Origin of the sequence: Nocardia sp. NPDC058058, assembly GCF_042885355.1 — a bacterium.
Lineage (GTDB): Bacteria > Actinomycetota > Actinomycetes > Mycobacteriales > Mycobacteriaceae > Nocardia.
This window is the reverse complement of sequence record NZ_JBHVSA010000003.1, coordinates 544,544-565,075: the sequence shown is the minus strand read 5'-3', so window position 1 is coordinate 565,075 and position 20,532 is coordinate 544,544. Positions and strand designations below refer to the sequence as shown.

Genomic DNA, 20,532 nt, shown 5'->3' with positions numbered 1-20,532 from the left:
TGATCGGGTGGCGCGGTCGGTCCGGATGTTGGCGCATCGGGTCCCCGGGCGCAGCGGCTCGATGGACATACGGTTCGAATCATGTCGAACCAACAGCACTCGGAGACGATCCATCGCGCATTGGACGCATCGGTGGACAATGGTGCGGCGGTCATCGCCGAACTGCGCGATCGGGCCGAAATCGCCGATGCCCTATACCGTTTCGCGCTCGGCCAGGATCTGAAGGACAAGGATTTGTTCGCGTCGGCGTTCACCGCGGACGCCGAACTCGACTTCCGGCCCGCGGCCGCCAAGTGGGGAGCGAACCCGCCCGTCATGACCGGGCGGGACACCATCGTCGGCAGCATCCTGGCGATGTTCACCGGGCGAGTGGACACCACCCATCAGGTCACCAATGTGCGGGTGCGGATCGATGGCGACATCGCCCGCATGACCGCGCTGGTCGAGGCCCAGCACGTGCTCGTCGCCGCACCGGAAACCCGTGCGCTGCTGAAGAATCCCTACATTCTGTAACTGCGGCGCGACGGTGAGCGCTGGCTCATCCATCGGGTGCGCATCGAAAACACTTGGTACACGGGCGATCCGACGGCCATCTTCGGCTGAACCGGCTATTGCCTTGCCCGCGCGTTGATCTCACGAGGCTTGAGAACCCGGGTATCCGCGCCCGACGCGGCGACCGAGATCATCGCGCGCCCGATCTCCCGATTGTCGTTGACCGCGTTCGGCGCGAGCCGCTTGAACAGCGGAATCAACGGTCCGGTGACCGCGTACGCGGCGCGGTACAGCGGTGTCTTGGAGACCACGCCGTCCATCGGTTGCACGAATCCCGGCCGGAACATGTACGCCTGGAACGGAAGTGCCAGCAGATCGTTCTCGGTCTTACCCTTCACCCGACCCCACATCGACCGCCCCTGCTCGGTGCTGTCGGTGCCCTGCCCGGAAACGTAGATGAACGTCATCTTCGGATTCGCCGCCGCCAGCGTGTTCGCTACGCGCAGGGTCAGATCGTAGGTGATCCGCCGATAGTCGGCCTCTTTCATACCGACCGAGGACACCCCGAGGCAGAAGAAGCAGGCATCGAACTCCGCCAGTTCCCCGGAAATCGCCGAAAGGTCCGACGGATCGGGCTGAACCAACTCCCGCAATTTGGGACTCTCGATCCCGAGCGCACCGCGCCCCACGGCCAGCACCTGCTGGACCCGCTCATCGCGCAGGCACTCGGCGAGCACCCCTTGGCCGATCATCCCGGTCGCCCCGAACAGAATTACCTTCATGCCAGAATCTTGCCCCATCGGCATGAGGATGGCGGGGATCCGTCGCCGGTAGTCGACGGTCCCCGCATCGCGCTGCCTCGTTCGCCCGCTCAGCCCGGCTGGTATCCGCTGGAACCGAATCCCTGCATCCACCCCTTGCCCGAGCCCGAATTGGCCAGCATCGCCCAGAAATTGGACCAGGCGCTATTGGGCCCGATGAGGGCTTGCGCCGAACCGCTGGTCAGCGCGCCATTGCCGAGCGCCGACCCGCTCGATGCCAGATCGGCGGACCCGGAACCCGCGATATTCGCAGTGGTCTGCGCGCGACTGGATCCGGCATTGAGCAGTGCCCGGGCGAGCTCGCCCGAGCCGGTGCCCAGCGCGACGGCCAGATCGGAATTGAGCAGTGCGGAGCCGGAATCGGCGGCCACGGCTTCGGGTGCGCCCGCGGGCGCGGCCTGAGCGCTGCCCGCGCCGAGGGCAAGGGGTACTGCGATTGCCGCGGCCGCGACCGCGATCCGGTATGTCATCAAGCATGCCTTCCTGGTGTGGATGCCCACCCTAGGAAATCCGCGCCCAAATGAAATGCCCCTATTTCCCTTGGCTGTCGACACTCAGTAGGCGCTCTGCAATGCCTTCTCGCGGCGGTCCGCGACCTTGGATCCCGACTCGTGCCGGGCCATGCGGCGCAGCACACTCGGTGCGAGCACGAGTCCGGCCAGACTCCAGACACCCAGTACCGCAACGGTTTCCAGATGTCGCCAGGATTCGCCGATCTCGACCGCCGCGGCGTCGGCGGGTAGCAGGGCCGATCGCATACCCAGGCCGACCCAGTACATGGGGAACACCTGGGCCAGACCCTGCACCCATCCCGGCATCGCGGTTATCGGGTAGTAGATGCCCGAGATCGCGATCAATCCCATCAGCGGCAAGGTCAGGAAGAATGTCGCGCGCGGGCCGTCCAGGATCGCCCCGAGGACCGCGCCCAGGGGCAGTACCGCGAGTAACCCGAGGATGACCACCCACCCCAGCGTCAGCCAGTTGCCGACGCTTCCGACTGAAAGCCCACCGACTATCAGCCCGCCGACCGCTAGTAGGAACGCCACCTGCACCAGCACCTGGCCCGCGCTCACCCCGATCTTGCCGATGAAGAAGGCCAGGGTGCCGTTCGGTGTCGCCTTGGCGCGCAACAGGGTTCCGTCCTCACGGTCGAGCACCAGATAGTTGGCGATCCCGTACAGGCCGTTGAACACGATCATGCTGCCGAGCACGCCCGGCAGCGCCAGCGCGCCCAGCTTCAACTCGGTCTGGTGGAACGTTCCGTTTCGCATGAAGTACAGCGCGATCAGGATCAGGATGGGGAAGAAGAACAGATTGATGAGATCGGTCGCGTTGCTGAAGGATTGACGCAATTCGAGCCACGCGCGGGTGATACCGCCCCGGATGGCCACGGTCGTCGGATTCATAGTGTGATCTCCTCCAGGGCGCGCAGGTCGTCATCGTGCCCGGACTCGTGCCGACGCACCAGGGTCATATAGGTGTCTTCGAGCGAGGCGCGCCGAACCTCGAGGTCCTCGAGTCGCTCGCCATATCGCTCGTACAGCTCCCGCACGAACTTCGTCGACTCGGTTGTGTTGTCCGAGAATCGTTCTCCATTCACCGACCACCGCACTTCCGATTCGGCGGCCACCCGGCGCGACAGCTCGGCGGCCGACCCGTCGGCCACGATTCGCCCCCCGGACAGAATCAGGATCCGGTCGGCGAGCTTCTCGGCCTCATTCAAATCGTGGGTGGTGAGCAGGATCGTGGTCCGCTGGTCGTCGGCGAGCCGGTGCACCAGGTCGTGAAACTCGCGCCGCGCTTCGGGATCGAAACCCGCGGTGGGCTCGTCCAGGAACAGAATCTCGGGCCGTCCGACAATCCCGATCGCCACGTCCACCCGGCGGCGCTGCCCGCCGGACAGCGCATTGATCCTGGTGTTCGCCTGCGCGGTCAACCCCACCAGAGCGATGAGTTCATCCGTATTCCAAGGCCTTTGGATATCCCCGGAACTGTACGGGGCATAGAACGACCCCAGATACGCGAGCAGCTCCCGCACTCGCCACTTGCCGTGGTCCCGCCATGACTGCAACACCACCCCGACTCGCGCCCGCCACGCCTCATCCCCCTGGGCGGGATCGCTCCCGAGCACCCGGACCGCGCCTGCCGACCGGGCGCGAAACCCCTCCAGAATCTCGATCGTGGTCGTCTTACCGGCCCCGTTCGGCCCGAGCAACGCCAGCACTTCACCCCGTCGCGCTCGAAAGCTGACATCCCGCAGCACATCGGTTGTGCCGTAACGCATCCGCAACTGCTCGACCTCGAGCACCAGGTCCGCTCCCATGACTCGCCCCTACACCGAGTTGGACGCGGGCGAATGATCGTGCCGTCGCACGTGTTTCAGGATTCGAGGCACGACGCGCTCGGGTATTTGGTCGAGCACGCCGTGCCCCATCCCGGGGTAGATCTCGGTGTCCGCGTTCGGGACAAGGCTGTTGATTCGCCGCACCGCCGCGACGGGATCACATGCCACCGACTCGCCACCGAAAATCGCCAGCATCGGAACCGAGAACGAGCGCAGCTCGGCGTCTTTGAGCACCCGAGCCCACCCCAGGCGCGTCCGATAGCCGAGAGAGGCCTTCGCGCAATCGAATTGCGCTTTGCTCATGGTGACGCCGGGAGTGATCCAGGCGTTCATCTTGCGCCAATCCTCCTCGGACGGGTTGATCCCGAACCGCAGGATCTTGAACAGCACACTCCATTTCATCTTGGTGATCACGCCATTCGGCTCGATCAACGTCACGCTCGCGACCCGCTGCGGCAGTTGCGACCCGACCAGCGCGGTATGCCAGGCCCCCTGCGACAACCCCACCACATGAGCGCGATCGATCCCGAGCCCGGTCAAGACCTCGCCGAACCACCCCGCGAAATCGGCATCACCGGCGATCGGCGCGGTCTGCACGCTCTTCCCGGCAGTGCCGATCGTGTCCAGTGCGTAGACAACGCGATCGTCGGCAAGTTCCCCCGCGACGAAATCCCAGTACAGACCGTTCCCGCCGAACGGATGCAACAGCACGATCGGCGTACCCGTTCCCTGTCCGCACTGCCGCACCTGGGTGGTGCCGAAAGATGTTGGAATCTCTCGTGTTTTCGCTTCGAGCGTCGACCGCGCCTCGAGCGCCGCGTACGCATTCATGAAGTCGGCCCGTGCCTGCTCATTCTTGAATCGCCCAACCTTGGCCATGGCCGCCCCTTCATCATCGTTGATGATATGACCGTACCACGTACATGGTATGCCCGTACCACTGCGGGGTTGTGGACCAGGTCAGCTGGCCCGCTCCCTGGCGAATTCCTCGATGAGCACGGGGTATTGCTCACCGCCGTGGCCTGCGGCGATCGCTCGATCGGCCATTGCCTTGATCAGCTTCGGGAGTTCGGTGTTCACACCCAGTAGTTCGCTCTCCTGCACCATGTGTTCCATTGCGCGAGCGTCGGTTTCGAGGGCGGCTACCGTCGCGGAGTAGTCGCCTCGATCGATCTGGTCGGCGTAGCCGGGGAGCCAGTCGGCGACACCGGCGGCGATCTGCCGGGCGAACGGGGCGAAGGTGGTGGCATCGACACCGGCGGTGCGGAGCATGGCGGTGCCCTGCAACCAGGCGTTGAGGACGCTCCACATCATGGTGAGACCGGCGACGTCGTACAGCGAAGCAAGTCCCGGGTCCGCGCCCAGATATGTGCTGGCACCCAGTGTTTCGAGCACATGCCGGTGTTCCTCGAACACCGCTTGCGGCCCGCTGTGCAGGATGGTCGCCTCGGCGGTGCCGATGGTGGCGGGGATCGCCATGATCGCGCCGTCGAGATAGCGCGCGCCGCGCTGTTCTGCCCACCGCGCAGCGTCGCGGGCCTGGGCCGAGTTTCCGGAGGTGAGGTTGACCAGTGTCGTCGTGGTCAGGTCGACATCGGGGTCATCGAGAAGATCGCGCACGGCCCGGTAATCGGTGAGACAGATGATCGTCACCGCTCCCGCCGCGAGCGCCTTCCCGACCGAGGATGCGATCACCGCGCCCTCGGCAGCGAGCCGTTCGGCCTTGTCCGGTGTGCGATTCCACACGGTGGTCGGATGCCCGGCGGCAAGAAAAGCGCTGGCCAGTGCCTGTCCCATCAAACCGAGACCGATGACTGCCACGGGGGTTTCGTTATTGCTCATGGCAACATCGTCAACGTTGATATCGGTGTGAAGGTCAAGTGAGAATTCGATGCTTATCGGTGAATTGAGTCGGCGCACCCGGGTGAACGCACACCAGCTGCGCTACTACGAGTCCCAGGGACTGCTCGACGCGGAACGCAGCGCCAACGGCTATCGCGACTACGACGAGACCGCGGTACTGCGGGTCCAGCAGATCAGGCATCTGCTCGGCGCGGGCCTGTCGTCGGAGGACATCGCCTACGTGCTGCCTTGCGCGGTCGGTGAAGTGCCCGAGCTGCCGGGATGCCCAGAACTGATGTCCGCGATGCGGTCACGCATGCAGCGCCTCGACGATCAGATCGAGACTCTCGCGAAATCGCGTGCGGCCCTGGCTGATTACATCGACGCCGCCGCACAGACGGGCGGGGACAGCTATCCCCCGTTCGATGGCGACACGGACCGCATTCCGGCTTGATCGCGATGATCCCGTTTCACGCCTGCGGGTGGAGGCGAACACGTATGCGGTTCAGCAGTTCTCCGGTGCGCAGTGGTCCGGGTAGGTAGTCGCACGCGCCCGCGTCGATTGCCGCGCTCACCGCGGCGGGGTCCGGCTGGGGGCAGCGGATGAAGATCGGGATTCGAAGTGCGGCGTGCAATCGTCGGCATACGTCGAGCTCGCCGGGGTCGGGCGTGGACAGGCTGAGTACGACCAGGTCCGGACGCCACCAGTGTGCGATCTCCACGCCCTGTCTCGCGTCCATTGTGTGCAAGGCGTCATAGCCCGCGCCCGAGAGTGCGCCGACAATGGCTGCGGCGCTTGGTTCGTGCTGCTCGAGGAGGAATACCCGCCCCAGTGCGGGACCCTCGTGCTGTGACGCGGGAATGAGCGGATGTGCTGCTCTGCGACCGCACAGTTGATGTGTGTTCACGATCCATACCCTTTCGGCCCCGACCCTGCCGTCGAAGCTCGATCATCGAATTCCCGTCGACGATCCGTCCTCGTCGAAAAGTCGATAATCGAGCCATGTTTCGCACGCTAACGTCTCAGCTATTTATCGGCAATATGTAATCGAGAATTGCCTTCCGCGCGGTAGATCGCGTCCAATTCGTGATCGAATCTACTGCGTTTCATCGGAGTGTCGCTGCCGGATCGGGCGCCGAACACGTGCTGCGGGAGACGTAATCGAACGGCGCACAGGCGGCGGATCGCAGCTCGAGTCCGCGTGCGCACCAATTCTGCTATCCGCAGGCAACTTTCGGACATCGGGTGTGCGCGGCCATCAAGTTCGCCCCTGTCCCAGTGCATTCGGAGGGCTCGGGTGCGGGCGGCGGGTGCCGCAGAAATATTTCAGTTGCTTAAATATCTCGTTGGTGAAATAGTTGGTCGCACAGCCCGAAGTCCTTGGGCGCAAGCCGTACCCGATGGAGATGATCGCCATGCGTGAGGTGTTCGAGGCCCTGTTCCAGGCCATCCATATGCCCCTGGTCCAGCTCTACTACCTGTTGGACAACGCGCTTCCGAGGTAGCGCTTCCAGGCGATTGGGCGGCCGGTGAATCCGGCCGCCCAATCGCATGTAGCTGTGGAGGAATTCGCTGTGGTATCTGCGGCGCTCATACTGCTGGCAGTGGCTCAGTTGGCTTGTGTGGCTTGGCTGCTCGTCATCTCACGTCGGTTTGAGCCGATGGACCGGGCTCGTTGGCTCGTCGTTCTGGTCGGCTGCGGGCTGGCCTACGATTCGGCCGTTTTCGGCGGCGGCGCGCTGCTCGGCGAGGGAACCGCGCTCCGTGTGCTGAGCGTGCTGCGCTTCGTCGGTCATGTGGTGCTGACCCCGCTATTGGTGGTGTGGGCTGGTGATCGAGTCTTCCGCGCACGAGCGTGGTGGGTATGGCCGACCGTGCTGTGTTTGGTGGTGTGGGGTGCGGTCACCGATCTCCTATCGCTGAACCTGGTGCCCCGGACGTTCGGGGATACGCTCCGATACACCCACGCGGTGCCCGCCGGTCCGCCGATTGCGGCACTGGGTGTCACCGTCATCTTGCTGATGGCGGGCGTGCGACTGTGGCGTCAGCGACAGTGGGTGTGGCTACTGGCCGGAGTACTCACGCTGATCGCGGCGTCGGCCGTCGCACCCATTGTTCCGCCCCTCGGTAACGCCGGTGAAGGTGCGTTGTTGATCGCGCTCGTTGCCACCGAAGTCTCGGCGGTGCGGCGCGGGTTCGCGCGCGAATCCACCGAACCGGTGGATTCGCGCGCGATGTGATCACGCTCGGATCGTCAGTGGCCGGTCAGCTTTTCCTTCACTGATTCGGCGGCTTCCTTGACCTTCGAGGCCGCGTCGTCGATGTGCTGCTTCACCGACGAGGACGCCTGATCGGCCTTACCCTCGGCCTTGAGGTCATCGTCGCCGGTGAGGCTGCCCGCAGCCTCCTTGGCACGGCCCTTGAATTCCTCGGCCTTGTTATCTGCTGTGCTCATGGCGGGTCCTTCCTCTCGGTTGTGGCTCGCGAACGGCATCAGTGACGTCCCGAAATGAGCCATACCCGGGTTCTGCGGATTCACACGTTCGTCCCTGAATCGCCGCCGGCGGTCACCGAGGTTGGAAGAATTCGAGCAGCCGTCGGCTGGCGTCGGGCGCCATCAGCATCTCCTGCAGCATTGTCGACTTACGGGCGGCCGCACCGCTGCGCGTGTACATCTCAGACTCGTATTCCTTGATGGCGGAGGCGAAGTCGTCGGGATGCGCGGCGAGCGCGAGGCCGAGCACCGCGCCGTCGAGCAGGGCCATATTCGCGCCTTCGCCCACCGGTGGCATCAGGTGTGCGGCATCGCCGATGAGCGTGATATCCGGGGCCGATGGCCAGGTCAGGCCCGGTGGGAGGGTGCTGATCGAACGCGGCACGATGGTGTCGTCGGCGGCCGCGATCAGGCCGGTGAATCGGGAGTCCCAGCCGGGGAGCAGATCGATCAGCCGCGCTCGGGTCGCGGCCGGATCGTCGAATGGGATTGCGCTGGTGGCGAACCAGTCCTCGGGAGTGTTGTAGAAGCTCACGCCGATGCGGACACGGCCGTCGCCATTGCGTTGTGCGGCAAGGGATATGCCGTCGCCGAGCACCCAGTAATTGCCGCGCCCGACCATGGCCGCGAGGCCGGGGTGGGTGCGATCGATATCGGAGATGCAGAGCTCGACGGCGTTCTGGCCGATGTGTATCGGGCGGGCATCGGTGAGTAGCGCGCGGACCCGGGACTGCGCGCCGTCGGCACCGACCAGCAGGTCGTAGTCGGCCGTGCGGCCGTCGGCGAAACGCATGACGCCTTCGGACGCGGATTCGAACGCGTGGCCCCAGCGCACCACGGTGCCGGGGAGCGAATTCAACAGCAGCCCACGCAGATCCGCGCGATCGACCTCGGGACGGGCGAGCGGGGCGTCGTCGGGGGTGTCCTCCTGGAGAAGCAGGGTGCCATCGGGTTCGAGCAGGCGCATGTCCTGGCCTTCGCCGCGGGCGATCGCGTGGAATTGCTCGATCAGTCCGGCTTCGCGCAATGCCCGCTGTCCGGAATGGATGTCGAGCATGCCGCCCTGACCGCGCGCCTCGCGCGAGCGTTCCCGTTCGTACACGACGGCGTCGATGCCGTTCACGCGCAGTACCCGGGCGAGGGCCAGGCCACCCAATCCGGCTCCGGCGATGGCTATCGTCATGACTTCCTCCGATACACTGTATCTATCAATACACTGTATCGCGCGAGGCGATGTATCGTCAGCGCCATGTTGGTGTGGGAGCGACCCGAACCGCCGAATCGCCCGGTGCCCGCGCAGTTGAGCCGGGAGCGGATCGTCTCGGTGGCTATCGGACTGGCCGACGCGGACGGCCTCGCGGCGGTCTCGCTGCGCAAGGTCGCCGCGGTGCTCGATGTCGGGCCGATGCGGCTGTACGGCTATATCGCCACCAAGGAGGAGTTGCTCGACCTCATGGTCGATGCGGTCTTCGCCGAGATCCAGCCGGTCGGGACGGCGTGGCGTGAGGTGCTGCGATCGCTGGCCGAAACCACCCGGCAAGCCGGTCATCGGCATGAGTGGCTGGCCGATTTGCTCGGTGGGCGACCGCAACTCGGGCCGAATACGCTCGCCCGCGGCGAGGCGGTGGTGGCCGCCATGACCGGCGTCGACATCGATATCGTGATGCCGATCGTCGACGCGGTCAACGCGTACGTGATCGGTGCGGTGCGCCGCGAGATCACCGAGCGGCGCAGCGAACATGCCAGCGGGATGGATAAACAGCAGTGGCAGCGGACCTTCGGTCCTTACCTGGAGCGAACCTTCGCGACCGGCCGATTCCCCGCACTCTCGACCGTTATCCGCGACGCCGCGCACCTGGATGCCGACGAAACCTTCCGGACCGGCCTGGAGTTCCTGCTCGACGGTATCCAGGCGCGCGTCGCGCGGTAATGCGGTCTGATGCGTTGCGGCCGTGATCATCTCAGGCGGTCGTCTCGGCGTTCGCGGTCTTGCCCGGCAGCAGGAAGCAGAGTGGGATGGACAGCGCGGTGGCGACGATCGCCCACCAGAACGCTTGGTGGAAGCCCTGATTGAGCGCATCGAGGGTGTGAGCTCCGGCGGCGGCGTGTTGCAGGATGACCAGCAGGATCGCGGTGCCGAACGACCCGCCGAGCTGCTGCGCGACCCGAATGATGATGCTGGCGTGCGGGATCTCATCGTGACTCATACCGCTGAATCCGGCTCCGCTGAGCGGAATCATGGCCGCGCCCAGGCCGATACCGCGCAGCAGCAGCACCGCCATCAGGAAGATCTCATTGGTGTCCGCGGTGACGAAGGCGAAGGGAATCGTTGCCACGCAGGCGATGACGAACGCGGCCAGTGCCACCGGGCGCGGGCCGAACTTGTCGGTGTACTTGCCGGCGAGCGACCGCGAGAGCAGGGTGCCGATGCCCTGCGGGATCAGCAGTAGACCCGCGCCGAGCGCGTCGGTGCCCCTGACCTGCTGGAAGTAGAGCGGGAGCAGCAGCATCGAGCCGTAGAGCGCGGCACCGGTGAGCAGCAGCATCGCCGATGAGGCGGCCAGCGGACGGTGTTGCAGCAGTCGGATATCGACCAGTGCTCCTGCGCGGCGGCGCAATGCCCATGCGGCGAACGCGGCGACCAGGATCACCCCGATCAGCAAGGGCGCCAGCACTTTCGCGTCCGCGAATCCGGCGGTTCCGTCGATGCGTGAGAGACCGTAGATGATGGCCGCGACACCGGGGGACAGCAGTAGGAACCCGATGATGTCGAGCGGCTGGCGCGGGCTCGGCGCGTCGGCGGGCAGGTTGCGCATGGCCAGCCAGATGCCGATCACGCCGAACGGGATATTGATCAGGAACATCCAGCGCCAGTTCCCGAAGTGCAGGATGAGCCCGCCCAGGACCGGACCCAGGATGGGGCCGAGCGCGGTGGGCACGGTGATCAGCGACATCAGCTTGCCGATATTGCGGCCGCCCGCGGCCTGCATGATGAGTGTGGCGGTGAGCGTCATCATGAACCCGCCGCCGATGCCCTGTACGACTCGAAAGGCGATGAGGCTCGGCGCATTCCACGCCGATGCGCTCAGTATCGAGCCGAGTAGGAAGATGCCGAGTGAGACGATCCAGAGTCGCTTGCCGCCGAGTGCGAATTGCGCCCATCCGGCGATCGGCATGGTGATCGCCAGCGCCAGCAGATAGCCGGTGCTGACCCATTGGATGGTGCTCAGCGGCGCGTGCAGATCGCGACCGAGATCGTTGATCGCGACGCTGAGGATGGTGGTGTCGAACACCACCGCCAGCGCGCCGATGATCACGGTGATCCCGATTCGCCAGACGTGTGGATCTATCCGATCGGAATCGGGTACTTGGGGCTTGCTAGTGGTGGTCATGGAATTCCTCCCGGTTGGTGTCGGATCGAGGCTGGTGAGAGCCTCGGAAGCAGTGCGAACGGCGTTCGTCACGAACAGCGTTCGTTACGAACAGAGTACGCTGTAGGCTGCAACTGTCAATAGGTCTCATCACCGACATCAGGGAGTACGCCGCCGATGACGCCCACCAATCGCCAGCGCTCGACCCGAGATCGCCCCGCCAAGGCGCCGCTCAGCGAGGAAGCGGTCATCGATACGGCCCTGGCGCTACTGCAATCCGAGGGCATGGCGGCGGTCACCATGCGCCGGGTCGCGACCGAACTCGATACCGGCCCGTCCTCGCTCTACGTCTACGTCGCCAACCGCGAAGCGCTCATCCAGGCCATGCAGTCGCGCGTCTTCGCCAGTGTCGAACTCGAGACCCCGGACCCGGCGCGCTGGCGCGACCAACTCCACGCGCTACTGGCCCGCATGCATCAGGCCCTCATCGCACATCCCGGCATCGCCGCAACGGTTGTAGCCGAGGCCCCCGCCACCGAGGCGACCCTGAGCTACACCGAGAATCTGCTCGGTATCCTGCTCGCCGCCGGACTTGAACCGCAGGAAGCCGCCTGGGCCACAGACATTTTCGCGATTCTGGTCACCCACGCCGCAGTCGAGGCCGATGCCCGGCAGGCCGACAGCCGGGGCCAGGCCGACGCGGGCTACCAGGCTTTCACCAGCCTGCCTCCCGACCGGTTCCCGCTGGTCACCACCTATGCCTCCGAGCTCGTCGCGGGGGATACCGAGCAGCGCTTCAGAGTCGCCATCGACGTGGTCATCGATGGCCTGCTCGCCCGTGCGGCCCGGCGCTAGCGGGTCCATTTCAAGATCGAATACGCGTGCCCGTCCGTGTGGCGCACCGCGGCGGCGTGTGTGTATCCCCTACGATTCCGGGGTCCTGAACAGCAATTTCTAGCAAAGAATGCGGGCCACCGGTGCGGTCACAGTCTTCGATCTGGAACGGGCAGGGTTCTTCGGCGGCATCGGCATCCGACGCCGCGTCGGTGCTTCAGGTGCATCCACGCGGATTCCGCGATGAGCTGGTTTCGGCGGCACAGTGGGTGGCCGAGTATCTGGAGCAACTGCCCAGTGGGCCGGTCACTCGTCCATTGCCGGCGGCGCTGCGCGAGCGACTGCGCGCGGGCGGGATGTCCGAGCAGGGCGGCGATCTGTTCGGCGTGCTCGATTTCGCCGAGGAGTCCCTCGCGCCGTACCCGACCGGAAATGGGCATCCGGCCTTCTTCGCCTGGATCAACTCCCCGCCCGCACCGGCCGGAGTCATCGCCGAACTGCTTGCCACCGCGATCAACGCCACCTGCGGAATGGGCGAGCACGCGCTGATGGATCTCGAACGCGGCGTGATCTCCGATCTCGCCCGGCTGGCCGGCCTGGCTGATTCGACCGGCGGGGTGCTCACCAGCGGTGGGTCGATGGCGAATCTGCTGTGCCTGGCGGCCGCGCGGCACTGGTTCCTCGCCGAGCGTGGCGCCGAGGACGGACCGGAATACGATGCGGCGCAAAGCCGTTTGGTCGCGTACTGCGGTGAGCAGACGCATATGTCCGTCGCGAAAGCCTGTGCGGTGATAGGTATTCCGCGTTCACGGCTGCGCGTCATCGCCACCACTGCCGAGCGGTGCATGGATGTGCCGGCGTTGGCCGAGGCGATCCGCGCGGATCTCGAGGCCGGACTGCTGCCGTTCTGTGTGGTGTCCAATCTCGGCAGCACTCCCACCGGCGCGGTCGATATTCCGGAACCGATCACCGCGGTGTGCCGCGCGAATGGAATGTGGCACCACGCCGACGGGGCGTGGGGTGGGCTCGGTGCGCGCGTGCCGCGGTGGGCGGACGCCTTCCGCGGCATCGCCGAAATCGACTCTCTCACAGTGGATCCGCACAAGACGCTGTCGGTGCCCGTGGGTTGTGGTGCCGCGCTGGTCACCGATCCCGGGCGGTTGCGCGCGGCGTTCGGAGTGCGCGCCTCCTACCTCGAAGGCAATGAGAATCTGCCCTGGATGTCGGAGTACACCTTCGAGCTGACCAGGCCCGGTACACGCGCGCTGGCACTGTGGGCCACGCTGCATCAGCTCGGCCGCGCCGGTGTCACCAATCTACTCGAGCACTATGACCGGATGGCGGCGTACCTACGTGAGCGCGTCGAGCAGCACCCGCGCCTGCGGCTGTTGCCCTGCGGCCCATTGCCTGTGGTCTGCTTCCAGGTCCGCGATATCGATTCCCATGCCGACCTCGCCGCCGCGGTCCAGGCACGCGGGCGTGCGTACCTGGCCACGGTCGACTACGACGGCGAGACCGTGTTGCGAGCGTGCATCTGCAATCATCGGACCGGGACCGCGCATATCGACACGTTGATCGACGAGATTATCAGCCTTGCAGAGGAATTCGATCAGACGGCAACATCGCGGGGTTGAAAACAGGCTTCGGGCAATCGCTTTCGGAACACTTGCCGATCACGGCAGCGAGAAGCCGAGAGCCCGCGATGCCCGCACCGGCGTCGGATCGGCCCAGCGGTCTCGCAGGTTGTCATTGGTGGTCAGTGATCGCGTGTCGGCCTTGTCGATGTAGATGATGCCGTGCAGGTGATCGGTCTCGTGCTGGAAAATCCTTGCGGCCCAGCCGGTCAGGCGCTCGGTGTGCTGAACGCCATCCAGGTCCTGATAGGTGGCCATGATGGATTCGGGGCGAGCGACGACCGCCTGGTAGCCGGGCATGCTCAGGCAGCCTTCGTAGAATGCGATCTCGTCACCGTCGGCGGTGTATGTCGGGTTGATGATGGTGAACTCCGGCAGTGGACGCCGTCCGCGCGCGGTCGCGACCTCTTCCGGCACGGCCGCGGAATCGCCGAGCACCGCCATGCGGAGGGGGATTCCGATCTGCGGCGCGGCCACCCCGACTCCGGGGGCCGCGTGCATCGTGGCGAACAGGATCTCGGCCAGTTCGCGCAGGAGTTCCATCCCCACCTGTCCATTCACCGGTTCGCCCACTGCGCGCAGCACGGGGTCGCCCACCTCCACCAGCGGCGCGGCCGCACCCCGGTATTTCTCGACCAACTCGGTCACCAACTCCGCGATCTCCATACCGGCCATTCTTCACGGAGAGCAGTGCTCTTGACTCGAATCACCGCGCGTGACACAGTGATCACAAAAGAGAGCACTGATCTCGGAGTGGTGATGATGATCGAAATCTGGCGGGGCGCGAACCTCGCCGTCGCATTCCTCATGGAACTGATCGCCTTCGGCGCGATCGGGTTTCTGGGCGCCCGATGGGGGCGCGGGCCGGTGCTGAAAGTCGTCTGCGGCGTGGCCGCCGCACTGGCGGCCATGACCGTATGGGGTTTGTTCGCCGCGCCGCAGGCGAGCTTCAGCGTTCCGGTGCTGGCGGTGCTGACCAAGATCGCGGTATTCGGCGGAGCGGCGCTGGCGCTGCATCGCCTCGGGTACCGCCGCGCGGCTCTGGTCTATCCGATTGTGGTGCTGGCGAATCTGGCTGCCATCCACCTGGTTTCGTAGTCGCCGGGTCAGGGTCGCAGGTTGCGGTCGAACAGGGCCAGTAGTTCGACGTAGTGGCGATCGTCGGATTGGGCGTCGTAGGCGGCGGTGTCGGCCTGGGTGAAGCCGTGCTGGGCGCCGTCGTAGACCTCGGTGCGGTGGCGGATACCGGCGGCTGCCAACGCCTTGTCGAACTGGGCGATGTGTTCGGGGGTCATGTGCTGGTCTTCGCCCGCATGCGCGAAATACAGTTCGCCGGTGATGTTTTCGAGGGTCAGGTGGGGGCTGTCCGGGGCGTCGGTGATCAGCGGGCCGCCGTGGAATCCGGCTACCGCGCCGATTCGATCGGGGAACATGGCGGCGGCCATGACCGCCAGGCGCGCGCCCATGCAGTAGCCGGTGAGGCCGACCTTGCCGCTGCTGATCTTGGGTGCGGCCGCCATCCAGTCCAGGTAGGCGCCGACGTCGCTGCGCAGGCGGTCGGAGGTCAGATCGCGGATCATCGGGAAGACCTGCTGGAAGATCTCCGGGCGCTCGCCGGGATCGATGAAGTCGGGCAGGTCGACCACCGGTGCGCGGCCGTGACGGTAGTAGGCGTTCGGGAGCAGCACCGTAAAGCCATGGGCGGCAATGCGATCGGCGAGGGTGCGCAGGCTCGGGCGCAGCCCGAAACCGTCCTGGAGCACCAGCACGCCGGGGTGTGCGGCGTCATCGTCGGGGTGGGCGAGGTACGCGTCGGCAATGCCATCGGGCGTGGGGATGTCGAGTGAATGACCTTGCACCGCAGTCATCGTTGAAGCCTCCTGTTGCTTAGTCGACTTCGAACGTACCTCATTCGATATCCGCCAGATTTCGGCGTAGCAGCTTGCCGGTGGCGTTGCGGGGGAGCTCGTCGAGGAAGATGATGTCGCGCGGGACCTTGTGGCGGGCGAGGTTGGCTTTGACGTAATCCTTGATGGACTGCGGGTCGACGGTGGTTTGCGGGGCCGGGACGATGAAGGCGCGCAGGCGTTTTCCGAAATCGGGGTCGGGGACGCCGACAACCGCCACATCGAGGATGTCCGGGCGTGAGACCAGCAGGTTCTCCACCTCCAGCGGAAAAACGTTCTCGCCGCCGGAGACGATCATGTCGTCGTCGCGGCCGTCGATGAACAGGCGGCCCTCGGAATCGAAATGGCCCACATCGCCGCTGGACAGCAGGCCGTCGACGGTTTCCTTGTTGCGGCCGTCGGTGTATCCGGCGAAGCTCAGGCCGCTGGAGACGAAGATGGTGCCGGTGATGCCGGGTTTCGTTATGCGGCGGCGGTTTTCGTCATATAGCGCGACGCGGCAGCCGACGGGCGGCTTGCCCACTGTGCCCGGTGCGTCGCGCATGTCCTGTGGCGTGGCGACGGCGGCGACCGCGACTTCGGTTGAGGCATAGAGGTTGTAGAGCACCTCGCCGAAGGCTGCCGCGGTGCGGCGACTGAGGTCGGGTGAGACCGAGGAGCCCGCCGCGAAAATTACCCGGAGCGACGACGTGTCGAGGCTCTGCAAGACCTCGGGTCCGAGGTCGACAATGCGTTGCAGCATGGTGGGAACCAAAACCAGTGTGGCGGCGCGATTTTCGGCTACCGCGGTCAGCGTCGCCTTGGGATCGAACTTGCGTTGCAGCAGCACGACCTTGTTGCCCAACCCCCATCCGAGCATGAGCTGGGACAGCCCGGTGCCATGGAAGATCGGTGCGGCGATGACCATGGTGGAGTCGCGGGGGAGTGGGATCCGATCGAGGAACTGCGCGGATTGCAGCGGCGAAACCTTATCGCGCGGTGCGCCTTTCGGTGTTCCGGTGGTGCCGCTCGTCAAAATGACCAGACCGCCTGGCTCGGCGGGGGCCTTGGGCGGCTCCGAAGAGTTGGCGGCGATCAGGTCATCGATCGTCGGCAGGCTCGCGTCGACGTCGTCGGATTGATCGACCCAGGTGAGGATTCGAGGAATCTCGGCGGGGATCGCATCCAGCAGACCGGCGAATTCACTGTCGAGCAGCACCGCGCCGACCTGTTCACGAGCAGCCACATCCGCGAGCTGCGGTTTCGCGAACCCGGTATTCATCAACACGACTCGCGCACCGATCTTGCCCGCCGCCTGCAGGCTCAGCACCATCCCGCGATGGTCGCGGCACAACACCGCCAGCACCGTGCCCGGCCCGAATCCCGCCAGCACCAGCCCCCGTGCCAGCGCATTCGACTGCGCGTCGAGCTCCCCGAACGTCAGCGTCCCACGCTCATCACTGATCGCATCCGCACCCGGATCCCGCCGCGCCGCATGCGCCAGGATCGTGGTGAACGGCCCATAAACCGCCGCATCCCGCATCGACTGCACCACCTCCCCCGGCCGCCGCAAATCGAACATCCCCCGCCTGCGCAACACCTCCACGGCGGACACCGCATCCGTCACCGAACGACCCACCCGCAGCAGCGAATCCGCAGCCCTCACCGGCACCTCCTGAAACGACCTGTCCCGCCACTATCGCACATGAGAATCCGGATTCACATAGGGAGATCAAAGTAGTGCGAACGCGCACACTCTTAGCGGTATTTCGGGTACGTTCGGAGTACTGGACCCACAGCAATACTGAGAACTGGCGCAAACATCGTGACAAGATCCGTCAGAGGAGTGCGGCGACCTTTTTCGCGGTTTCCTTTGCTGATCCGGGGTTTTGGCCGGTGACGAGGTTGCCGTCGACTACGGCGTAGGAGACGAAGGGGAGTTTGGCCTTCGTGTAGTGGGCGCCGCGGTTCTTCATCTCCTGTTCGGCGTTGTAGGGCACGAGCTTGCTCACACGGGCGAGAACCTCTTCTTGCCAGGCGAATCCGGTGAGGTTGCGGCCGGCGACGAGGTAGGAGCCGTTGGACAGGGTGGTGTTGAGCAGGCCGCAGTAGCCGTGGCAGACCGAGGCGACGATGCCGCCGCGTTCGAAGATCTCGCGGGTGATGCGTTGCAGGCCTTCGCTATCGGGGAAGTCGTACATGACCGCGTGGCCGCCGGTGAAGTAGATGGCGTCGTAGTCGGCGGAGTCGATCTGATCGGGGCCGGTTGTGTTCTCCAGCAATGCCATTCGGGAGGGATCGGCGCGCCAGGCCTTGGCTGTCCTGTCGTAGTTGGGGAAGGAGAGCGAGCGTGGTTCCAGGGGTACGGGTCCGCCCGCCGGGCTGATGAGGGTCTGTTCGAAGCCGTGTTCTTCGAAAACCTGCCAGGCGTGGGTGAGCTCGGACAGCCAGAGTCCGGTCGGGTGGGACGGGTCGTCGTAGTGGCCGACGTTGGTGACGACGTTCAAGATGCGCTTGGTCATTTGTGATCGCCCTTCGTGCGTACGGAGGTGGGGATCGGCATGTGCAGGGCGTTCTGGCCCTCGGTCATGACATCGAGCTGGATCGTCCGGATGGGGCGGAGCGAGCGGATGTCGTCGGCGACCCGGCCGGCGCCCAGTTCGAGGTCGACGCCGCGCGGGAAGCGGGTGGTGCCGGTGGAGAGGGTATTGGTCTGACTCAGGGTCGAATGCCAGGCGTCGTTGATCCTCGTGTACGAGGTCAGGGTCGAAACCTGTTCGCCCGAAGTGTGTTTCACCTGACGAGGTGTGGCGGCGGAGAAGGCGACATCGATATCGCCGTCGTCATTCGCGACGCGAGCGGTGACGCGATCGGCATCGATGTCGACATCGATGTCGGTCACCCATTTCGGGAACCCGTAGCCGTCATGGCCGCGCACCTGGGCGATCTTACTGTTGACGGGCAGGGACAGCACGTAGGTGTGCAGGTGGTCGTTCTTCAATCCGGTGAGCAGATCGAGGAATCCGAATCCGCGGTGCCGTGCGGGTTGACGGCGATGCCGACGGCGGCCTCGGTGTAGAAGTCGATATCGCAGATGTCGTAGCGGAAGAACATCACCGAGACGAGCCCGAGGCCGGGTACGAGCTCGACCGGGGACAACTCGCGCGGTAGGCGTGAGCGGATCGCAGTCGTGGGCGCGATCATCGTCAGTCGCGCGGTGGAGATCCGGTAGTAGAAGTTCGGCGTCCAGGTGGAGCCGATCGGGGAGTCGACTTCGACCTTGGGTAACTGCCGGAAGAACTCGACGCCGGGCACTCGCGGATCGGCCGCGATGACATCGAGGTCGGTGTGCATTCGGAAGCGGTCGTAGAGACCGCCTCGGGGGATATCGACCTCGTGGCCTCCGAGGTCGACGGTGACCAGCTGTGGTGTGGGCGCACCCATGAACACTCCTCATGTTGACAATGCTTACATCAACGATAGAGTCTCATGTTAGCAATGTAAACATACCGCGATCAGGAGCAGCGATGTCATCCGCAATCCCCATCCCCACCAGGTCCGGCGGGTCGGAGCAGGCTTCACCGGTCTTCGCGCCCTTCACACTCCCCAACGGATCGGTCCTGCCGAACCGGCTCGCCAAGGCCGCCATGGAAGAGAACATGGCCGTTCCCGGGCAACTCCCCGGCCCGGCGCTGTTCCGGCTCTATGAGCGCTGGAGTAACGGTGGAGCCGGACTGATCATCACCGGCAATGTCATGGTCCATGCCGAGGCGCTCACCGGGCCGGGTGGCGTTGTCCTCGACGCGAATTCGCCGCTCGAGCCCTTCGAGCGATGGGCTGTCGCGGCCAAAAACGCCGGCGCACACGTATGGATGCAGATCAACCATCCAGGCAGGCAGGTGCGCGCGGATATGCCCGGCGTGGCCTGGGCTCCCTCGGCAATCCGGGTCGATGTCGGCAAGAACACCAAGCGTTTCGCGCGGCCGGTCGAGATGACCGAGAACCAGATCGCCGAAACAGTCGAGCGCTTCGCCGAAACCGCCCGCCGGGCAGCGGAAGCCGGATTCGATGGCGTGGAAATCCATGCCGCACACGGCTATCTGCTGTCCCAGCTCCTCTCGCCGTTAGCGAACCATCGCACCGACCGCTGGGGTGGCAGCCTCGAAAACCGCGCCCGGCTCCTACTCGACATCGTGCGCGCCGTCCGAGCCGTCGTCGCCCCCACCTTCGCCGTCGCGGTCAAACTAAACTCCGCCGACTTCCAACGCGGCGGCTTCGACACCGACGACGCCGCAACTGTAATCACCATGCTCGCGCCCCTCGGCGTCGACGCAGTAGAACTCTCCGGCGGCAGCTACGAATCACCCGCCATGACAGGCCAATCCGGCGACGCCCGCACCCGCTCCCGCGAGGCATACTTCCTGACCCTCGCCGAACAACTCGCCAAAACCAGCCCCCTACCCCTGATGCTCACCGGCGGCGTCGTACGACTCCCGGTCGCCGAACAGGTTCTGGCAGGAGGCATCGACCTGGTCGGCATGGGCAGCGCACTCGCCGTCAACCCCGACCTGCCGAATCAGTGGCACGAAAACCGCTCCGCCACTGTCGAACTCACGCCGGTCCGAATGAAGGACAAAGCCGTGGCCTCCGCCGCTGGCATGGCGCGCGTCCGCCGACAACTTCGCCGCCTAGGCACAGGCCGCCACCCCCGCCCCGCCACCAACCCGATACTCGCCCTACTCATCGAAACCGTTCTCCAGCAACGCGCACTCCGCAACTACCGCGTATGGCTGTCCAGCCGCACGGCGTGAAC

The 20,532-nt window shown here is 65.3% G+C and carries 23 protein-coding genes and 1 pseudogene; 9 read left to right on the top strand and 15 right to left on the bottom strand.

The features are described from left to right. Positions 1 to 81 precede the first annotated feature (81 nt). The gene (locus ACFVUS_RS26135) at positions 82 to 513 is read left to right on the top strand and encodes a nuclear transport factor 2 family protein (protein WP_387771651.1); all 432 of its coding nucleotides are present in this window, start codon (positions 82 to 84) and stop codon (positions 511 to 513) included. A 95-nt stretch (positions 514 to 608) separates the two neighbouring features. Here the strand turns inward: ACFVUS_RS26135 and ACFVUS_RS26130 are convergent, their stop codons facing one another. The 6 genes from ACFVUS_RS26130 to ACFVUS_RS26105 form a co-directional block, all read right to left on the bottom strand. Beyond that, positions 609 to 1,274 carry an NAD-dependent epimerase/dehydratase family protein gene (locus ACFVUS_RS26130; RefSeq protein ID WP_387771648.1) on the bottom strand — a complete coding sequence of 222 codons (666 nt, stop codon included), beginning with the start codon at positions 1,272 to 1,274 and terminating at the stop codon, positions 609 to 611. Positions 1,275 to 1,363: 89 nt separating this feature from the next. Continuing rightward, entirely contained in the window at positions 1,364 to 1,783 is a 420-nt protein-coding gene (locus ACFVUS_RS26125; protein ID WP_387771645.1) for a hypothetical protein, read from the bottom strand. A gap of 84 nt (positions 1,784 to 1,867) precedes the next feature. After that, positions 1,868 to 2,719 (bottom strand): ABC transporter permease, encoded by an 852-nt coding sequence (locus ACFVUS_RS26120; protein ID WP_387771642.1) that lies wholly within the window; start codon positions 2,717 to 2,719, stop codon positions 1,868 to 1,870. After that, a complete protein-coding gene (locus ACFVUS_RS26115) occupies positions 2,716 to 3,636 on the bottom strand; it encodes an ABC transporter ATP-binding protein (protein ID WP_387771639.1) in 921 nt (306 codons plus the stop codon). Before ACFVUS_RS26115 ends, ACFVUS_RS26120 begins: the two co-directional genes overlap by 4 nt. 9 nt (positions 3,637 to 3,645) lie before the next feature. After that, the gene (locus ACFVUS_RS26110) at positions 3,646 to 4,536 is read right to left on the bottom strand and encodes an alpha/beta fold hydrolase (protein WP_387771636.1); all 891 of its coding nucleotides are present in this window, start codon (positions 4,534 to 4,536) and stop codon (positions 3,646 to 3,648) included. An 81-nt stretch (positions 4,537 to 4,617) separates the two neighbouring features. Continuing rightward, positions 4,618 to 5,499 (bottom strand): NAD(P)-dependent oxidoreductase, encoded by an 882-nt coding sequence (locus tag ACFVUS_RS26105; protein ID WP_387771633.1) that lies wholly within the window; start codon positions 5,497 to 5,499, stop codon positions 4,618 to 4,620. Between the two features lie 49 nt (positions 5,500 to 5,548). Between ACFVUS_RS26105 and ACFVUS_RS26100 the strand changes: the two genes are divergently transcribed. Then, positions 5,549 to 5,953 carry a MerR family transcriptional regulator gene (locus tag ACFVUS_RS26100; RefSeq protein WP_387771630.1) on the top strand — a complete coding sequence of 135 codons (405 nt, stop codon included), beginning with the start codon at positions 5,549 to 5,551 and terminating at the stop codon, positions 5,951 to 5,953. Between the two features lie 16 nt (positions 5,954 to 5,969). On the opposite strand, the gene ACFVUS_RS26095 is transcribed toward ACFVUS_RS26100, so the two are convergent. Continuing rightward, a complete protein-coding gene (locus ACFVUS_RS26095; RefSeq protein ID WP_387771627.1) occupies positions 5,970 to 6,407 on the bottom strand; it encodes a response regulator in 438 nt (145 codons plus the stop codon). A gap of 451 nt (positions 6,408 to 6,858) precedes the next feature. On the opposite strand from ACFVUS_RS26095, the gene ACFVUS_RS26090 reads away from it, so the two are divergent. Beyond that, a complete protein-coding gene (locus ACFVUS_RS26090) occupies positions 6,859 to 7,005 on the top strand; it encodes a hypothetical protein (RefSeq protein ID WP_387771624.1) in 147 nt (48 codons plus the stop codon). A gap of 156 nt (positions 7,006 to 7,161) precedes the next feature. Then, a complete protein-coding gene (locus ACFVUS_RS26085) occupies positions 7,162 to 7,740 on the top strand; it encodes a hypothetical protein (protein ID WP_387771622.1) in 579 nt (192 codons plus the stop codon). 14 nt (positions 7,741 to 7,754) lie between these two features. Here the strand turns inward: ACFVUS_RS26085 and ACFVUS_RS26080 are convergent, their stop codons facing one another. Both ACFVUS_RS26080 and ACFVUS_RS26075 read right to left on the bottom strand, forming a co-directional pair. Further along, on the bottom strand, positions 7,755 to 7,955 hold the full coding sequence (locus ACFVUS_RS26080) for a CsbD family protein (RefSeq protein ID WP_387771620.1): 201 nt from the start codon (positions 7,953 to 7,955) through the stop codon (positions 7,755 to 7,757). Positions 7,956 to 8,067: 112 nt separating this feature from the next. After that, positions 8,068 to 9,177: an FAD-dependent oxidoreductase gene (locus ACFVUS_RS26075; protein ID WP_387771618.1), complete on the bottom strand. Its 1,110-nt coding sequence runs from the start codon at positions 9,175 to 9,177 to the stop codon at positions 8,068 to 8,070. Between the two features lie 66 nt (positions 9,178 to 9,243). Between ACFVUS_RS26075 and ACFVUS_RS26070 the strand changes: the two genes are divergently transcribed. Continuing rightward, positions 9,244 to 9,924 carry a TetR/AcrR family transcriptional regulator gene (locus ACFVUS_RS26070; protein ID WP_387771616.1) on the top strand — a complete coding sequence of 227 codons (681 nt, stop codon included), beginning with the start codon at positions 9,244 to 9,246 and terminating at the stop codon, positions 9,922 to 9,924. Between the two features lie 31 nt (positions 9,925 to 9,955). Here ACFVUS_RS26070 and ACFVUS_RS26065 read toward each other — a convergent pair whose 3' ends face one another. Further along, on the bottom strand, positions 9,956 to 11,386 hold the full coding sequence (locus tag ACFVUS_RS26065; protein WP_387771614.1) for an MDR family MFS transporter: 1,431 nt from the start codon (positions 11,384 to 11,386) through the stop codon (positions 9,956 to 9,958). A gap of 156 nt (positions 11,387 to 11,542) precedes the next feature. Here ACFVUS_RS26065 and ACFVUS_RS26060 point away from each other — a divergent pair, with 156 nt between their 5' ends. Further along, positions 11,543 to 12,220 (top strand): TetR/AcrR family transcriptional regulator, encoded by a 678-nt coding sequence (locus ACFVUS_RS26060; RefSeq protein WP_387771612.1) that lies wholly within the window; start codon positions 11,543 to 11,545, stop codon positions 12,218 to 12,220. 200 nt (positions 12,221 to 12,420) lie between these two features. Continuing rightward, positions 12,421 to 13,833 carry a pyridoxal phosphate-dependent decarboxylase family protein gene (locus ACFVUS_RS26055; RefSeq protein WP_387771610.1) on the top strand — a complete coding sequence of 471 codons (1,413 nt, stop codon included), beginning with the start codon at positions 12,421 to 12,423 and terminating at the stop codon, positions 13,831 to 13,833. A 39-nt stretch (positions 13,834 to 13,872) separates the two neighbouring features. On the opposite strand, the gene ACFVUS_RS26050 is transcribed toward ACFVUS_RS26055, so the two are convergent. After that, positions 13,873 to 14,499, bottom strand: a complete 627-nt coding sequence (locus ACFVUS_RS26050) for a peptide deformylase (RefSeq protein ID WP_387771607.1) — start codon at positions 14,497 to 14,499, stop codon at positions 13,873 to 13,875. A gap of 93 nt (positions 14,500 to 14,592) precedes the next feature. Between ACFVUS_RS26050 and ACFVUS_RS26045 the strand changes: the two genes are divergently transcribed. Next, positions 14,593 to 14,931: a YrdB family protein gene (locus ACFVUS_RS26045; RefSeq protein WP_387771604.1), complete on the top strand. Its 339-nt coding sequence runs from the start codon at positions 14,593 to 14,595 to the stop codon at positions 14,929 to 14,931. 8 nt (positions 14,932 to 14,939) lie between these two features. Here the strand turns inward: ACFVUS_RS26045 and ACFVUS_RS26040 are convergent, their stop codons facing one another. The 4 genes and pseudogenes from ACFVUS_RS26040 to ACFVUS_RS26025 form a co-directional block, all read right to left on the bottom strand. Next, positions 14,940 to 15,701: a dienelactone hydrolase family protein gene (locus ACFVUS_RS26040; RefSeq protein WP_387771601.1), complete on the bottom strand. Its 762-nt coding sequence runs from the start codon at positions 15,699 to 15,701 to the stop codon at positions 14,940 to 14,942. A 40-nt stretch (positions 15,702 to 15,741) separates the two neighbouring features. Then, positions 15,742 to 17,301, bottom strand: coding sequence for an acyl-CoA synthetase (locus tag ACFVUS_RS26035; RefSeq protein WP_387774693.1), 1,560 nt, complete (start codon positions 17,299 to 17,301; stop codon positions 15,742 to 15,744). A 256-nt stretch (positions 17,302 to 17,557) separates the two neighbouring features. Beyond that, positions 17,558 to 18,241 (bottom strand): type 1 glutamine amidotransferase domain-containing protein, encoded by a 684-nt coding sequence (locus ACFVUS_RS26030; RefSeq protein WP_387771598.1) that lies wholly within the window; start codon positions 18,239 to 18,241, stop codon positions 17,558 to 17,560. Next, positions 18,238 to 19,163, bottom strand: a pseudogene (locus ACFVUS_RS26025) (acetoacetate decarboxylase family protein). The gene ACFVUS_RS26030 and the pseudogene ACFVUS_RS26025 overlap by 4 nt, the downstream one beginning before the upstream one ends. 83 nt (positions 19,164 to 19,246) lie before the next feature. Between ACFVUS_RS26025 and ACFVUS_RS26020 the strand changes: the two are divergent. After that, entirely contained in the window at positions 19,247 to 20,530 is a 1,284-nt protein-coding gene (locus tag ACFVUS_RS26020) for an NADH:flavin oxidoreductase/NADH oxidase family protein (protein WP_387771595.1), read from the top strand. Positions 20,531 to 20,532: the final 2 nt, after the last annotated feature.

Coding starts and splice junctions, on each gene's coding strand:
- ACFVUS_RS26135 (WP_387771651.1), top strand. CDS start 82: ATGTCGAACCAACAGCACTCGGAGACGATCCATCGCGCATTGGACGCA.
- ACFVUS_RS26130 (WP_387771648.1), bottom strand. CDS start 1,274: ATGAAGGTAATTCTGTTCGGGGCGACCGGGATGATCGGCCAAGGGGTG.
- ACFVUS_RS26125 (WP_387771645.1), bottom strand. CDS start 1,783: ATGACATACCGGATCGCGGTCGCGGCCGCGGCAATCGCAGTACCCCTT.
- ACFVUS_RS26120 (WP_387771642.1), bottom strand. CDS start 2,719: ATGAATCCGACGACCGTGGCCATCCGGGGCGGTATCACCCGCGCGTGG.
- ACFVUS_RS26115 (WP_387771639.1), bottom strand. CDS start 3,636: ATGGGAGCGGACCTGGTGCTCGAGGTCGAGCAGTTGCGGATGCGTTAC.
- ACFVUS_RS26110 (WP_387771636.1), bottom strand. CDS start 4,536: ATGGCCAAGGTTGGGCGATTCAAGAATGAGCAGGCACGGGCCGACTTC.
- ACFVUS_RS26105 (WP_387771633.1), bottom strand. CDS start 5,499: ATGAGCAATAACGAAACCCCCGTGGCAGTCATCGGTCTCGGTTTGATG.
- ACFVUS_RS26100 (WP_387771630.1), top strand. CDS start 5,549: ATGCTTATCGGTGAATTGAGTCGGCGCACCCGGGTGAACGCACACCAG.
- ACFVUS_RS26085 (WP_387771622.1), top strand. CDS start 7,162: ATGGACCGGGCTCGTTGGCTCGTCGTTCTGGTCGGCTGCGGGCTGGCC.
- ACFVUS_RS26080 (WP_387771620.1), bottom strand. CDS start 7,955: ATGAGCACAGCAGATAACAAGGCCGAGGAATTCAAGGGCCGTGCCAAG.
- ACFVUS_RS26075 (WP_387771618.1), bottom strand. CDS start 9,177: ATGACGATAGCCATCGCCGGAGCCGGATTGGGTGGCCTGGCCCTCGCC.
- ACFVUS_RS26070 (WP_387771616.1), top strand. CDS start 9,244: ATGTTGGTGTGGGAGCGACCCGAACCGCCGAATCGCCCGGTGCCCGCG.
- ACFVUS_RS26065 (WP_387771614.1), bottom strand. CDS start 11,386: ATGACCACCACTAGCAAGCCCCAAGTACCCGATTCCGATCGGATAGAT.
- ACFVUS_RS26060 (WP_387771612.1), top strand. CDS start 11,543: ATGACGCCCACCAATCGCCAGCGCTCGACCCGAGATCGCCCCGCCAAG.
- ACFVUS_RS26050 (WP_387771607.1), bottom strand. CDS start 14,499: ATGGAGATCGCGGAGTTGGTGACCGAGTTGGTCGAGAAATACCGGGGT.
- ACFVUS_RS26045 (WP_387771604.1), top strand. CDS start 14,593: ATGATGATCGAAATCTGGCGGGGCGCGAACCTCGCCGTCGCATTCCTC.
- ACFVUS_RS26040 (WP_387771601.1), bottom strand. CDS start 15,701: ATGACTGCGGTGCAAGGTCATTCACTCGACATCCCCACGCCCGATGGC.
- ACFVUS_RS26035 (WP_387774693.1), bottom strand. CDS start 17,301: ATGTTCGATTTGCGGCGGCCGGGGGAGGTGGTGCAGTCGATGCGGGAT.
- ACFVUS_RS26030 (WP_387771598.1), bottom strand. CDS start 18,241: ATGACCAAGCGCATCTTGAACGTCGTCACCAACGTCGGCCACTACGAC.
- ACFVUS_RS26020 (WP_387771595.1), top strand. CDS start 19,247: ATGTCATCCGCAATCCCCATCCCCACCAGGTCCGGCGGGTCGGAGCAG.